The following is a 15,423-nucleotide window of genomic DNA, read 5'->3' as shown; positions in this document are numbered from 1 at the left end:
ACGTCCAGCGGCTGCGCCAGCCACCAGGCGAGCAGCGCGTCGATCTGTTCATTGCCCACCTCGGCGGGCGGCAAGTGCAGGGTCGCGCCGGCACACAGCGCCGGCCAGACTTCCCAGGCCATCGCGTCGAAGCCAAAGCCGGCGACGCTGCTGGTGTGGCTGCGGGCATCCTGGCCAAAGGCGTCGCAATGCCAGTGCACGAGGTTTTCCACGGTGTGGTGTTCGACCATCACGCCCTTGGGCTGGCCGGTGGAGCCGGAGGTGTAGATCACGTAGGCCAGGTGCGCCGGGGGTCAGCGCGCTGAGTTGTGGATTGCTGGTGGGCTGGTCCAGGCCGTGCTCATGCAGGTCGACAGGCACAAAACCGCCCAACAGCGCGCGCGTGCTGGCCTCCGCAAGCACGGCCACCGGGGCGCTGTCTTGCAGCAGATAGGCAATGCGCTCGGCGGGATACGCCGGGTCGATGGGCACGTAGCCGGCGCCCGCCTTGAGGATGCCGAGCAAGCCCACCAGCATCTGCGGGCCGCGACGGCAGCAGATCGCGACGCGGTCGTCGGGCTGCACACCCAGCGCCAGCAGGTGATGGGCCAGTTGGTTGGCGCGCCGGTTGAGCTGCTGATAGCTCAGGGAGACGCCGTCTTGCACCACGGCCACTGCGTCCGGTTGGCGCTCGGCCTGGACTTCGAAGGCGCCATGAACGGTGTGGCCGGTGGGGAAATCTGCGGCGGTCGCATTGAATTCCCGCAGCAGCGTTTCGCGCTCCGCCGCAGGCAGGCTTGGCAGCTGGGTGAGCGCCGTCGGCGTTACGCTTTCCAGGCTGGCGACCAACTGCTCCACAGCGTTGTGCATGTAGCCGCACAGGCGCTGGGCGCCGATCTGCGGCAGCGCCAGTACCGTCAGGCCAAAGCCTGTGCCGAAGTCGTCCACGCTCAAGGTCAGCGGGTAATTGCTGCGCTCTTCGCCGCCCAGCAACTGCACGCCAGCCCAGATACCGTGACCGTCGCGGGCCATGGCTTTGGGGCTGCTGTGGCGGTAATTGAGCAGGCTGCTGAACAACGGCGCCCCCGCTGCCACGCCGCTGCAGCGCTGGGCCAGGGCCAGCGCTGCATGCTCATGGCCGAGCAAGGCGCTGAGCCGCGTGTGGGTCGCCTTGACGGCCGACGCCGCGCTCGCCGCCAGGTCCACCCGCAGCGGCAAGGTGTTGATGAACATCCCGAGCGCGCGGTCCGCACCGTCGCCCGCTTGCAGGCGGCCCATCAACACGGTGCCAAACGCCACCTCGTCACGCCCGCACACCAGCCCCAACACCTGTGCCCAGGCCAGGTGCATCAGGCTCGCCGCGCTCACACCGCAACGCCGCGCCTGCTCACGAACCCGCTGGGCCAGCGTCGCGTCCAGGGCTTGCCCGGCCTCTTCGATATCACGCCCGTCGCCCTGCACATCCTGCACGCCAAACGGCAGGCTCGGTTCATCGATGTCGGCAAGCATCTCGCGAAAGAACTGCTCGTGTTCCGCCTCGCTAACACCCAGGCGCGCCTGGGCCACGTAGTTGCGAAACGGTGCGGCAGCCGGCAACGCATGTGCTTGGTTGCACAGAACCGCTTGCATCTCTTCGCCGACCACCTCCATGGCGGTATGGTCCAGCGCCAAGTGATGGAACAGCAGGATCGCCGCCACGCGGCCATTGGCCGGGTCCTCGGCGTAGACCATGCGCAGCAGCGGTGCCTGGGTGAGGTCCAGGCGATAGTGACGGGCATCGAAGCGCGCGTGCAGTTGGGCGATGACGTCGCCGTCGGCCGGGTCCAGGGCCACGGCCTGCACGCTCAGCTGGGCGTCGCGCCACACCACTTGCACCGGGCTGTCCAGGCCTTCCCAGACCACGCCGGTGCGCAGGATGTCGTGGCGCGCCACCACCTGTTGCAGCGCGCCCATAAAACCGTGCAAGCGCTCCAGGCTGTCGAAGGCCATGCGCGATTGCAGCAGGTACGGATCGCCCTGCTCGGCGCTGAGGTGGTGGTAGAGGATGCCTTCCTGCAACGGCGCCAGCGGGTAGATATCCTGCACATTCGCCGCGCCACCGGGGACGCTGGCGACGATACGGTCAATGGTCGGCTGATCCAGTGGCAGCAGGGTCAGCATCGACGGCGTGATCTGCGTGCTGCCGGCGGCAATGCCATTGGCTGGCACCACCACTTCGCGCCCGCTGCCCACCGCCGCTGCCAATGCCGCCAGGCTTGGCTGGCTGAACAGCACGCGCACGTCGCAGCTGAGGCCGACCTGGCGCATGCGTTCAATCAGGCTGACCGCCAGCAACGAGTGGCCGCCCAGTTCGAAGAAATGATCGTGCCGGCCGACGCGTTCCAGCTTGAGCACGTCCTGCCAGATCTGGGCGAGAGAGGTTTCCACTGCGCCTTCCGGCGCTTCGAAGCCACGGCTGAGCAACGCGCTCGCGTCGGGCACCGGCAGGCCCTTGCGGTCGAGCTTGCCGTTGGCGGTGAGCGGCAACAGGGCCAGCCACACATAGGCCGACGGCACCATATAGTCCGGCAAGCGGCCTTGCAGGTGGGCGCGCAGGGCTTGGATGTCCAGCGCGGCCGGGGCGGTGTAGTAGGCCACCAGGCGTTTGTCGCCGGGCACGTCTTCGCGGGCCAGCACCACCACGTCTTTCACGTTGGGGAAGGCGGCGAGGCAGGTTTCGATTTCCCCGGGTTCGATGCGGAAACCGCGAATCTTCACTTGCAGGTCACTGCGCCCCTGGTACAGCAAGGTGCCGTCGGCCTGCCAGCACGCGAGGTCGCCGGTGCGGTAGAGCACGCCGTCGCCGAAGGGATTGGCGATGAATTTTTCGGCAGTCAGTTGCGGCTGGTTCAGATACCCCAACGCCACCCCCGCACCGCCGATATACAGCTCGCCGGTCACACCCAGCGGCAGCGGTTGTTGGCGCGCGTCCAGCACAAAGGCCTGGGCGTTTGCCAGCGGTCGGCCGATGGGAATCGCCGCCGTACCCGCCGTGGTGATTTCAAAGGTGGTGGAGAATGTGGTCGCTTCGGTCGGCCCGTAGCCGTTGAGCAGGTGTTGCGGCTTGCCGTGGGCGAGTACGCGGTTGATCACCAGCGGGTCGAGCACATCGCCGCCGACGATCAGGTAACGCAGCTGGCGGAACACCGGCAACAAGGCATCGGCGTACTGATGGAACAGCCCGGCGGTCATCCACAGCACGCTGACGGCTTGCTCCTCTAGCAACGCGGCGAAGGCGGCCTGGGACAACAGCACCGCCTGCTCGACCACCACCACGCAACCGCCGTTGAGCAAGGGCGCCCACACGTCGAGGGTGCTCGCATCGAACGCCGGGTTGGAGGCGAAGGCCACGCGGTCGCGCGCGTTGAAATCGGCGTAGCCGTTGTTGAGCACCAAGCGCGAGATTGCGCGATGGGGCACTTGCACGCCCTTCGGCGTGCCGGTGGAGCCGGAGGTGTAGAGGATGTAGGCGACGCTCTCCGAGGACTGGACCAGCTCGGGATTGCGTGGCGACTGTGTGTCCAGCGCCAGCACGCCGAGGTCGTCGAGCACCCGCCGGGCGCCGCTGTCCTGCACGATAAAGGCCTGGCGCTCGGCCGGCGCGTTGATATCCAGCGGCACATAGACCGCCGCACATTTGAGGATCGCCAGCTCGCAGACCAGCAGGTCCAGGCCGCGCGGCAGGGCAATCGCCACGCTTTCCCCCGGCTGCACGCCTTGGCCGATCAAGTAGTGCGCGAGGCGGTTGGCGCGGTGGTTGAGGTCGCGGTAGCTCAGGGACAACGGACCGTGCACCGCCGCCACGGCTTCGGGGTGTGCCTGCGCCTGGGCTTCGAACAGGTGGTGCACGGTGCGGTGCGCCGGGTAGTCGCGGGCGGTGGCGTTGAAGTCCACCATCAGTTGGCGACGCTCGGCGGGCGGCAGGATCGATACAGCCTGCAAGGGCGTGGTCGGCGCCTGTTGCAGCGCCGTCACCAGGTGGCGCAGCGCGGTAAGCAGGTACTGGCCGACACGTTGCACATCGAGGCTGGCCACGCCTTGCACGGTGAGCGCGAAACCCGCGCCGAGGTCATCGACGTTGATCACCAGCGGATAGTTGCTGCGCTCTTCGGAGCTGAGGATCTCGATGCCCCGCGCCGCGAACGGGTTGGCGCCCGGCGCTTCGTCCACCGCGCTGTGGCGATAGTTGAGCAAGGTGCTGAACAGCGGCAGCGAACCCGGCACGCCACTGCAACGCTGGGCCAGGGACAACGACGCGTGCTCATGGCCAAGCAATTGCGCGAGCCGTGCATGGGTGGCGCGCACGCCGGCTTGCACGCCCACCGCGCCGAGGCTGACGCGCAATGGCAAGGTGTTGATAAACATGCCCAGCGCCCGGTCCGCGCCCTCGCCGCCCTGCATGCGCCCCAGCAACACGGTGCCGAACACCGCCTCCTGCTGGCCGGACACCTGCGCCAAGACTTGCGCCCAGGCCAGGTGCACCAGGCTCGCCGGGCTGACGCCCAGTTGCCGCGCCTGTTCGCGCAGGCCCAGGCTCAGTTCGGCTTCCAGCGCCAGGTGCGCTTCGAGGATGCCGCTGCCGTCAAGATTCACGTCGTGCAGACCAAAGGCCAGGGTGGGTTCGTCAATATCGCCGAGCATCGCGCTGAAAAACGCTTCGTGCTGCGCCTGGCTGACCCCGAGCCGCGCCTGCGCCACGTAGTTGCGGTACGGCACCGCCACGGGCAAGTGCGCACTGCGCCCGTCCAGGCTGGCGCTTATCTCTTGCACCAGCACCTGCAACGCGGTGTGGTCGAGCAGGATGTGGTGCAACAGCAGGATGCCGACAAAACGGCCCTGCTGCTCGCTGTAGGCGAAATGCATCAGCGGGGCGCGGGACAGGTCGAGGCGAAAGTGCCGGGGGTCGAAGCGTTGTTGCAGCTGGGCCAGGGATTCGTCGATACGTTCGACTGTCAGCGACGCCTGGCGCAGGACCACTTGCACCGGTTCGTCGAGGCCGTCCCAGAGGATTGCCGTGCGCAGGATGTCGTGGCGTTCGATCACGCTGTGCAGGGCGTAGTTGAACGCATCCACCGCCGCTTGGTCGGCAAAGCTGAACTGCACCTGCAACCCATAGGGATCACCCTCGGTGGTTGCCAGGTGGTGGTACAAGATCCCCGCCTGCAACGGGGCGAGGCCGTAGATGTCTTGCACATTGGCCAACCCGCCGGGCACGCGGTTGAGGATGTGGTCGATGGCGGCCTGGTCCAGGTCAACCAGGGGCAGCATCTCGGGGGTGATGCTCGCGCTGGCCGGGGTAATGAGGTTGGCCGGGACGTGCACCTCGTCGCCCACCGCAGCGGCCAGCGCCGCCAGCGTGGGCTGGCCGAACAGCACACGCACGTCGGCGCGCAGGTCCAGCTGGCGCATGCGCTCGATCAGCTTGACCGCCAGCAGCGAATGCCCGCCAAGCTCGAAGAAATTGTCATCGCGCCCTACGCGGTCGACTTTCAGCAGGTCTTGCCAGATGGCGGCTATGGCGATTTGCGCCGCACCCTCGGGCGCCTGGTAGTCGCGGCGGGCCAGCGCCTGGGCGTCCGGTGCGGGCAAGGCCTTGCGATCGAGCTTGCCGTGGGCGGTCAGCGGGAAGGCATCGAGTTGTACAAAGGCGCTGGGCAGCATGTAGTCGGCAAGGCTGCGCAGCAGATGGTCGCGCAAGGCGCCCGCACTGAATGCGCCGTCGGCAATCACATAGGCCACCAGGCGCTGGTCGCCCGGCGCGTCTTCACGGGCAATCACGATGGCCTCGCGCACACCCTCGGCGCTGGCCAGATGGGCTTCGATTTCACCCAGTTCGATGCGGAAACCGCGGATCTTCACCTGATCATCGTTGCGCCCCAGGTAGTCGACGCTGCCGTCGGCACAGCGGCGGCCAAGGTCGCCAGTCTTGTACAGGCGCTGGCCGCTGGCGGGGTCGGTGAGGAAGCGTTCGGCGGTCAGCGCCTCACGGTTGAGGTAACCGCGCGCCACCCCGGCGCCTCCGACGTACAGCTCGCCGACCACGCCAATCGGCACCGGCTCGCGGCGTGCGTCCAGCACGTGCAGCTGCAAATCGGGGATGGCCACGCCAATCGGGCTGACGCCGACCCGCTGCGCATCCGCCGCTTCCAGGGCGCGATAGGTCACGTGCACGGTGGTCTCGGTGATGCCGTACATGTTGACCAATTGCGTGCCGGCGTTGAGCGCGCGGGCATACCAGGGCTTGAGCATCCCCGGTTCCAGGGCTTCACCGCCGAAGATCACCTGGCGCAGCGAATGGGCCTGCAGGTTGTGCTGTTGCGCCGCGATCAACTGGCGGAACGCGCTGGGTGTCTGGTTGAGGATGCTCACGCCGGCGTCGCACAGCAGCGCATAGCACTCATCCGGCGCGCGGCTGACCAGTTGCGGCACGATCAGCAACTGGCCGCCGTGGATCAGTGCGCCCCAGATTTCCCACACCGAGAAGTCGAAGGCAAAGGAGTGGAACAGCGCCCACACATCATTGCGGTTGAACCCGAACCAATGCCCCGTGGCGCTGAACAGCCGCGCGACCTGGCGGTGCTCGATCATCACGCCCTTGGGCTGGCCGGTGGAGCCGGAGGTGTAGATCACATAGGCGAGGTTGGCCGGGCTCAAGTCCAGGCGCGGGTTGACGATGGATTCGTCGCGCAGGCCGTTGAGGTCGATCTGCGCCAGCGTGCCCACCAGGTGGCGGGTGTTGGCTTGCACCAGCACCGCCAGCGGCGCGCTGTCTTGCAGGGTGTAGGCGATGCGTTCGCGTGGGTAGGCCGGGTCCACCGGCACATAACCGGCGCCCGCCTTGAGGATGCCCAGCAGGCCGATGATCATTTCCGGACCACGCTCCACACAGATCGCCACGCGATCATCAGCGCACACGCCTTGGGCCAGCAGGCGATGGGCGACCTGGTTGGCGCGTTCGTTGAGTTGGCGGTACGTGAGGCGTTGTTGCTCGAAACGCAGGGCGATGGCGTCGGGGTGGGCGGCGGCGTGGGCTTCGATCTGTTGGTGGATCAGCGGGCTGTCGGCGTAGGTTTCAGGGCTGTGGTTGAAGCTGTGCAGCAGGTGCTGGCGTTGGTCTTGCGTGAGGATCGCCAGGCTGTCCAAGGGCGTATCCGGGCGTTGCTCAAGCGCCTCGGCAAGGCTGTCGAGGGCCGTGTGCAAGTAGCCGGCAACCTGCCGGGCGTCGAGGGACGCGTGCACCATCACCGTCAGCGCGAAGTCTTCCCCCAGGTCGTCGACGTTGACCGTCAGCGGGTAGTTGGTGCGTTCTTCGGCGCCCAGCACCTGGATGCCTTCGGCGACCTCGATGATGGCCGCCATGTCCGTGGCCGCGCTGTGACGGTAATTGAGCATGGCGCTGAACAACGGCGCAGGGGCCACCACGCCGCTGCAACGCTGGGCCAGCGCCAGGGACGCGTGTTCGTGCTGGAGCAAGGTGGTGAGGCGCGCATGGGTCGCCTGCACCCCGGCGCGCACGCCCTGCCCGCCCACATCCACGCGCAGCGGCAAGGTGTTGATAAACATGCCCAAGGCCCGTTCACCGCCCGCACCGGCGCCCATGCGGCCGAGCATCACGGTGCCGAAGACCACGGCGTCGCGCCCGCACACCACCCCCAGGACACGGGCGAAGGCCAGGTGCATCATGCTCGCCACGCTGACGCCCAGCGGCCGAGCCAGGGCGCGCAGGCGTCGGCTCAGGGCGCTGTCGACCGGGATGCGCGCTTCGTCGATGCCCTGGCCGTCGCCCTGCACATCCTGCAACCCGAAGGGCAGCGTCGGCGCGTCAATATCGGCCAGCATCTCGCGGAAAAACCCTTCATGGGCCTGCGCGCTGACGCCGTGGCGCACCTGGGCGATGTAGTTGCGAAACGGCACGGGCTCGGCCGCTTGCGCGTGCTGGCCCGCGAGGTACAGCTGGATTTCCTCGCGCACCACATCCAGGGCGGTGTGATCGAGGATGGTGTGGTGGAACAACAGCATCGCGTCCACACGCGCGCTGCCTGGGTTGTCGCGGTACACCAGGCGCAACAGCGGTGCCTGGCCCAGGTCCAGGCGCACGTTGCGTGGGTCCACGTGCGCCGCTTCGCACACCAGCGGCGCCTTGCGCCACACCACTTGCAACGGCTCGTCGAGGCGCTCCCAGGCCATCGAGGTGCGCAGGATATCGTGGCGGTCGATCACCCATTGCAGCGCCTCGGCAAAGGCGTGCAGGCGGGCGCGGCTGTCGAACACAAACTGCGCGTGCAGCACGTAGGGGTCGCCCTGCTGCGCCGACAAGTGGTGATAGAGCATGCCCTCCTGCAGCGGCGCCAGCGGGTAGATGTCCTGCACGTTCGCCGCGCCACCGGGGATGGCGGCGACGATGCGGTCGAGGGCGGCCTGGTCGAGACTGACCAGCGCGAGCATGTCCGGGGTGATGCGATACGCGGGGCTCAGCCAGTCGCCGCCATGCTCGGCCACCAGCGCCAGCAGCCGGGGCTTGTGGGCGATCAGTTGGTCCCAGACGCCCTCCTCCAAAGCCTCGTCGTCACCCAGGACGATCAGGTCGTCGTCTTCCCGTTGCAGCCGGATCGCATGGGTGGAAATCACTGCCAATAATTCGCTGAACTGCATGGGGGTAACCTGCCTGGTAAGTCACGGTTGAGGAGAAAGTCCGTTTTCAGCTGCCGCTTGGTTCGGGGTATCGGTAAAAAATGCGGACGCAGCCGGATGCCTGAAAGGGCTTCCGGTAGAGGTGAAAAACTAAGGGATTTGGCGGCTGGGAGGTGACATGGGAAGCGGGGACAAGGGGAAATCGGCGCAGTGCCGAGGTTATTCGCAGGCCCCCAGCTGCGGCACCAGTTGGATATCCACACGCCGATTGGCTGCGCGCCCGGCCTCGGTTTGATTGCTTGCAAGCGGTTGGCTCGCGGCCAAGCCCTGCACGGCAAAGCAGCTGTCGGCGAGGTCGCCCATGCGTTGCATCCAGTCCCGCACCGCCGTGGCACGGGCGTGGGACAGGGCCAGGTTGTGCTCAAGCGCACCGCTCGCATCGGTATGCCCGGCGATGACGATCAGCCAGCCAGGCCGGGCCTTGATACCGACCAGGGCGTTGACCAGGAGCTTGGTCGAACCCGGTTTCAGGGTTGCGCTGCCGCCCTCGAACAGCGCCAGGCTGTCCAGCCGGATCGGTTCGGGCAGCGGGGTTTCAGTCTGCGCCGGCGTGCGCCATAGCTGCCATCCAGCCCCCATCGCGATGGCGAGTGCTGCGGCGCACAACCACAGGCCCCGGCGCGACCTTCGCGTGACTAAGGCGGGAGGCGGCAGAACCACCACCGGCGCCAACGGTATTTCGCCTGGGACGGCCGGTTGTTCCAAGCGTTGGCTGATCTGGCTGATGTGCTGTCGCAGCGCCGCCAGTTTCACCAACGGCGCACTGAGCTGAGGAGACAAACACGCCTGCAGTCGCGCCAGTTCGGCGTCCAGTTGCACCAGCACGGCAAGGCCGGGCGACGCCGCCGCCTGGCTGCGCAACAGCAGGTGCAGATGCTCGAACAGCCACTCCAGCAGGCCCACGCGCACCGTCGCCAGCGGCGGCCAGACCCGTGACCATTCAGCGCTCAGCGCCGTGATCAACACCACGCCCTGGAGGACGCCCTCGGGCCCGTAGCGCTGGCCCCGCGCCAGGGTGTAGAAGCAGGCGCTATTGAGCTCTACGCCATGTTCCTTGAACAGCGCCAGGCAGCCTTGCTCGACTTTGGCCCAGTCCACATCAGGCCGCGCAGGATGGCCGAGCTTTGCCATCTCGCTGTGCAAGGCCGTGAACGCCGGGCAGTGGCGTGGGTCGCCACCGACCTGGATATGCATCTCAAACAGTGCCGTCATTCGACCGTCCTTGTCGGTTTAGCGTGACTTTGCCCACGGGCCCCAGGGTGGTGCCGACACTCACGTGCTGCCCGTCTTTCAATTGCAGCGCCAGGGCGTATTCAAGATGCCCCGGCAGCACCTGGGGCAGCAGCTCGATGGCGAGCGCCTCCAGGCGCGGTTCGTACTTGAGCAAGGTGGCGTGCATGATCCCCATCAGGCTGTGGGCCGTGGCGGGCAGGCCTTGCAGGATCAGGCCCATGTCCGGCAGGCCGTAATCGGGCAAATGGCTGAGCGCTCCTGCGCGGCTGTTGAGGATACGTTGCAGGTTGTCCAGGACGGACAGGCTGTACTGGTCGGCTTCGCTGACGTGATGCAGGGGCAACTCACCGGCGAAATGCTGCAACAGCAACTCGTACAGCGAAGGGTTGGCTTCGCCCATGGCTCAGTCCTCCGCCAGGGGCCGCAGGGTCAAGCGGTTATCCGCCAGTTCGATCACCCGCGGCCGATCAGGGTCGAGGTCGGCGCGGGCCAGTGTCAGGCGCCAGCTGTTCGTGCGGGCGTCCGGGCTGCGAAACAGCGCCACTATCGTGACGAACTGTGCCTCTTTGTCCATGGGCACGCTCAGCGGCGCACCCGCTTCGGGCTTGACCACTACCGTGCGTTTGTCCAGCAACGCGCCGGCCAGCAGTTGCGCGTCATCGCCCAGCAGGCGGTCGTAGGTCGCTTGTGTCACGGCGGTGTCGTCGCGCAATTGGTAGACCCGCACCAGGGTCGGCACCGACAAGGCATTCATGTCACCGGCATCGGTGTTCAGGGCGGTGCGTGCGCTGAAATCCAGGTGCAGGGTTTTCACCTGCTTGTAGAAAATCGCCTGGGTGGTGGCGGCCGTGCCGTCGGCCACGGTCTGGGCCAACCCACAGCCACCGAGGGGCAGCGCAAGCAGCACCAGGCTAAAAAGAGTACGCGACATGTTGAGTCTCCCGGTTGCAGGGGTTTATCGACAGGCCCTGGTAGCGGCCCAGGTTGATGGTCAGGCGCTGCTGCTCTGGCGCTTGCCAGGCATCAGTGCCCAGGCCCGGCACAGCGGTCATGCCCAGCCGGATCGGCGCCTGCCCCAGCACCGGGACCGGCAGGCTGCGCAGCGGCAGGGTCAGTTGCAGCTTCGCCGTACAGCGCCACCCCAGGTAGACGCGCAGCAGCACCAGCAGATCCTTGTGCAACGGGCCCGCCGGCAACCAGTCATGGGCTTCCTGCGGGTCGTCGGAGTTGAGCACCAGCCGCAACTGGCTGTTGCCATCGCGGGCGACACGGCCGAGGGCCGCTTGCTGGGCCAGGCGCACCGGACGCTGCGGGCAAAGACTTGCGGGCCGCGCAAGCACGATGTCCTGCGGCCAATGTGCGGTGACTTGCACCCGGGTGTTGGGGGCCAGCAACTTGACCAGCGCGCTGATGCCTTCGGCATTGCGCGTGGGCAGGCGCATCACGCTGAGCAAGGCCAGGAAACGCGAGAGCGGCGTGCCGATCTGTTCGGCGGTGCCGGGAATGCCCAGGCCGATAAGGCCCAGCAGGCACTGTGAAGTCGCGTCAACGCCACCCGGCTCAAAGGTGGCCGGGTAGGAGTACTTGCGCCAGATCCGATAGAACTGGGTGAAGATCCGATGGTTGAACATATCCAGGAAGGCTTCCAGCGCCTCGTGCCCGTCACGGCGTTGGGCAATGTCATCCAGATAGGTGCCCGGCAGAGGCGAATCCACCCCGTACAAACCAAGCAGGCGGGTGCGCACCGTGGCCGGGCCTGCGGTAGCAGTTTCAATCCCCCGCAACTCGCCGCCGGGAAAGCCCATGCCCGGGTCGGGCCGAAAGCGCACCGCGTCATCGCCCGGATGCGCCGTACTGCCCAGGGGCGGATGGCCGGGCAAGGCCTGCTCCAGCAACTGGCAAAACCGGTACAGGCTGGCTTCAGCCACTGGCCCGTGCAGCACCTCAAGCAAACCGCTGGCGCTCAGCCGGGAATACGCTGATTGTGGTTCTCGTTCCATCGCAGGCACTTTCCGGTGGGTTGCAGGACCAGCGTGAGCTGGGTGTACAGGTGCACATCCGCATAGAGCGCAAAAAAGCGGTTGAGCATCTCGCCAAACAGGCTGATATCGCCCTGCCCTGAAAAACCGTGGGCATCCAGGACGATTTCGATATCCACGCCGCGCAGCAGGAAGCCCTTTTCAAAGCGCTGCACCAGGTGATGGCGGACCTCGGCAATCGCCGCCAGGCGCCGCCGGTTCAGCTCGCTGCCCGTCCAGTCATAAAGCGCCAGTGTTCCGCGCAGCACTTCGGCGTTGTCGAGCATCGGCAGGAAGTTCGAACCCAGGTGGCTGAGCACCCGCCAGTGGAAACGGTCGCGGTTCGGCGGATAGCAGGGCATGGTCGGCGCACACAGGTTGCGCACGCGCACGCCGGCCTGGGTGGATTGAGTCACGGTGTCGAGCAAGGTGCTTTGCAGGGCCTTGCGGGGCAGTTGGCCGTGGGTGCCGGTGAGGCGCAACGACAGGCTTTTGTGGGCCAGCAAGCGGTCTTTGTCGAAGCCTTCGCCGCCGAGGATCAGCCAGGTGTCGTGCAGGCCATTGGGCGCGCGCTTGAGGCGCGCATGGAAATACCGCTCGGGCGCTTCGTCGCGCAACATGCCGCCTTTGTGGCGAAAGCTGGTGAACGGCACGTAGTCCTCGCGCTCGGCGTTTTCCGAGACGGTGACCCGATCCACCGAATAGCTTTCCGTGTGGCCGTCCTGGACCCGCATGGGGCGCAGCAGGTAGTCGGTTTGCAGCGGTGCCAGGGTCAGCGGGTCCGCTTCCAGTGCAAACAGATTGATCACCGGCACGGCGTGCAGGCGGATGTGTTCGCTGTTCAGCTCGAACGTGGCAGGCCAGGGCTCGCGCAATACCACTTCCAGCTCGAACCAGGCCACGCCCGGCGCGATCTGCAATTGCTCCAGCCCGCACAGGGTCACGAACATGAACTTCTCGCGAAAGGCGAAGTACTCCAACAACAGCTGGTAGCCGCTGAAGGCGCTATCGCCCTTGGGCCACAACCGGTCCTCATCGGCAAACCCCTTGGGGCTGAAATGCCCGGCCAGCGGTTGACGTTCGGTCTGCCCCGGCCAACGCACATACAGCCCTTGGACATTGAGGGTCAGCGCCTGATGCAGCGCGCTGGCCAGCGGCGCGTCGGCGTTGAGGTACAACGGCAGGCGACTCAGGTCGATCTGGCTCCAGTCGCTTTGCGGCCCACAGGCAAACCGCAGGCGCAGACGTGAGCGGCCGTCGGCGTCGTAGCCGCGTCCGACTGCCGTCAGGGCCAGCGGCTGCAGGGTCAGGTCCTGGGTGGTGGTGTAACGACAACGAGTGCGATGAGGTCCAATCGGCTGCGACAGCACTTCAAAGCCCTGGGCGATGGCTTCACTGCGTTTCATCTGCTCCAGTTCGGGCACCAGTTCGATCACCGACAACGACGGAATCGTGCGCAGGTAATGCGGCCACAACAGACTGACCAGGCCTTCGGTCAGTTCCGGCAGATCGTCGTCGAGCTTTTCCCGCAGGCGCCCCATCAGGAACGCGAAGCCTTCGAACAGGCGCTCCACATAGGGGTCCTGCGCGCCTGGTTTGTCCAGGTTGAGCTGCGCTGCCCGGTCGGGAAACGCGTCGGCGAACTCCTTGCCCGCCTCGCGCAGGTAGCGCATCTCGGCATCGAAATAGCGCAGTGTCAGATTGTCCATGTCCATCGCTATCATCCTGATTGTTGACGTTCAGCCACACAGCACGGCGGCGCGCACCGGGTCGATGACCACCAGCGCCGCCAGCAAGGCTTCCATCCTGCGGGCGAGGCTCGGTTTGTCGGTGTCGTTGCGCTGGGCTTTGATGCGCAGCAGTTTGAGCAGTCGCGCCTTGACCTCGAAAAGCAGGTCGGGCTCCCACTCGGCCAAGGCCTGGCGTTGCGCGCAGGCATCCAGTTCACCCAGCAGATGGATGGCCAGGTCGCCCTTGCCGTGTTGTTCGGCGACACGCGCCATCAGCAGGCGCAGCAGCCAGCGCTGGCGCCCGGTCTGAATCCCGGGACGAGCCGCGAGCCAGGCCAGGGCCTGGTCCACGCCGTCGCTGTCGGCCTGGGCCAGGGCCTCGCTTTCCAGCAGCAGGATGTCGGCGGCATCCGCCGTTGGTGCGACGGGCGCAACCGGAAGCCAGGCCTGGGGGCGGTTGCCGCAGACGTGCTGGGCGATCCACTCGCGGGTGGTCTCGTCGGCGAACGGGCTGGCGTCGCTCCAGCGCAGGTCTTCCAACCCCGGCAGGCGCTCAAGGAACATGCCCAGGTCACGCTTGGCAATCTCCGCCCAGCCATCCTGGGGCGGCGGTTGCCGGCTCAGGGCCTGGTACAGATACCATTGCAGATCGAGCCAGAAATGGTTCACGCCCTCGGCGTAGATGCGCTCGACCTGATCGAGCAGCTCGGTCCAGCCCTGTTGCAGGTACAGGCGCTTGAGTTGGGCGCGATAGTCGCCACGCGGCGGCGCCAGGCGGGTGTTGCCACTGGCCTCTTGCGGGGGCGCCTGATGCACCGTGTCCCAGCGCAGGCTTTTCATCAGGCGGTGGGCGGCCAGCCAGCCCTGGGGTTGCTCACGAAGGTAGGCGGCCAAGGCGCGGCCGCTGTCCAGCAGGTCGCGGCCGGACTTGATCATGGGTGCGGGCGACGCCGGACTGGCGCTGTTCTGCGGCACCAGTGCGTCCATGCCACCGGACTGCGCGAGCCGGGCAGTCAACGCCGCATACAGCGGGCCCAACATCGGCCGCTGCGCCTGCGGCCACGCACTCACGCCCCGCTCCAGCCAGGCCAGCGCCGCGGCGGTTCGGCTGGCCTCGGCCTTGACCACTTCCGGGTACAGCAACAGCGTGTCCAGCACCTTGGCGCTGGCCAGCCATTCCAGGGCCAGCTTGCGGCTGTTGCCGCGCGCGGGCAGCACCTCGGCGCCGAAACGTTCCACCAGGGCCGCCAGCAAGCAGAGACCGTCGGCCAGCCCGGCTTCGCCGTCCTGCTGCAAGCGCGCCCACAGGTAATACGTGGCCACGCGCAGGTCCTTGCAATGGTGGAGCAACAGGTTCTGCGCCAACTCGGCAACCTGTTCGGCATCCGCCCCCGAGAGCTTGTTGACCTCTTCGCGCATGTGTTGGAAGTCGTCGTTATAGGCCGGGTCTTCACCAACGGCGCAGCCGGCATTGATCGGCAACAACCAGGGTTGCCAATGGCCCGCCTCGGCCTGGGCGATGGACAACTCACCAGCAACAGCGGCAGCTTGATCCCACGCTTGCGCACCAGGGCGGCCTGGTAGCCAAAGGTTCGCACCCGCCCCAGCAACGCCGCGCTGTCAGCATGGGCACTGGGGTTGACGATAAACATCACGCAAAGTTGAGCCCCCCAACCGGGACGCAACGCGAGGATGGCGTCGCTGATCGCCGGCAATTGTTCCAGGCTTGGCAC

7 protein-coding genes are annotated in these 15,423 nt (G+C 66.7%); all 7 read right to left on the bottom strand.

Annotated features, from left to right (window positions below; all coding sequences use genetic code 11):
* Nucleotides 1-48 precede the first annotated feature (48 nt).
* The 7 genes from PSH87_RS11515 to tssA all read right to left on the bottom strand — a co-directional run bounded on the left by PSH87_RS11515 (nucleotide 49) and on the right by tssA (nucleotide 15,217).
* Nucleotides 49-8,670 (bottom strand): amino acid adenylation domain-containing protein, encoded by an 8,622-nt coding sequence (locus PSH87_RS11515; protein ID WP_370695306.1) that lies wholly within the window; start codon nucleotides 8,668-8,670, stop codon nucleotides 49-51.
* 198 nt (nucleotides 8,671-8,868) lie between these two features.
* Nucleotides 8,869-9,921 (bottom strand): type VI secretion system ImpA family N-terminal domain-containing protein, encoded by a 1,053-nt coding sequence (locus PSH87_RS11510; RefSeq protein ID WP_305433693.1) that lies wholly within the window; start codon nucleotides 9,919-9,921, stop codon nucleotides 8,869-8,871.
* Nucleotides 9,905-10,342, bottom strand: coding sequence for a type VI secretion system baseplate subunit TssE (tssE, locus tag PSH87_RS11505; protein WP_017735413.1), 438 nt, complete (start codon nucleotides 10,340-10,342; stop codon nucleotides 9,905-9,907). Before tssE ends, PSH87_RS11510 begins: the two co-directional genes overlap by 17 nt.
* Nucleotides 10,343-10,345: 3 nt before the next feature.
* The gene (tssJ, locus tag PSH87_RS11500; RefSeq protein WP_305433691.1) at nucleotides 10,346-10,873 is read right to left on the bottom strand and encodes a type VI secretion system lipoprotein TssJ; all 528 of its coding nucleotides are present in this window, start codon (nucleotides 10,871-10,873) and stop codon (nucleotides 10,346-10,348) included.
* Nucleotides 10,854-11,942, bottom strand: a complete 1,089-nt coding sequence (tssG, locus tag PSH87_RS11495; RefSeq protein WP_305433690.1) for a type VI secretion system baseplate subunit TssG — start codon at nucleotides 11,940-11,942, stop codon at nucleotides 10,854-10,856. The genes tssJ and tssG overlap by 20 nt, the downstream gene beginning before the upstream one ends.
* The gene (tssF, locus tag PSH87_RS11490) at nucleotides 11,906-13,675 is read right to left on the bottom strand and encodes a type VI secretion system baseplate subunit TssF (RefSeq protein ID WP_305433689.1); all 1,770 of its coding nucleotides are present in this window, start codon (nucleotides 13,673-13,675) and stop codon (nucleotides 11,906-11,908) included. Before tssF ends, tssG begins: the two co-directional genes overlap by 37 nt.
* A 24-nt stretch (nucleotides 13,676-13,699) precedes the next feature.
* Nucleotides 13,700-15,217 (bottom strand): type VI secretion system protein TssA, encoded by a 1,518-nt coding sequence (gene tssA, locus PSH87_RS11485; protein ID WP_305433688.1) that lies wholly within the window; start codon nucleotides 15,215-15,217, stop codon nucleotides 13,700-13,702.
* Nucleotides 15,218-15,423: the final 206 nt, after the last annotated feature.

Source organism: Pseudomonas sp. FP453, from assembly GCF_030687495.1.
Classification (GTDB): Bacteria; Pseudomonadota; Gammaproteobacteria; order Pseudomonadales; family Pseudomonadaceae; genus Aquipseudomonas.
Note: the sequence above shows the minus strand (reverse complement) of the source record. Positions and strands in the feature narration are given on the sequence as shown.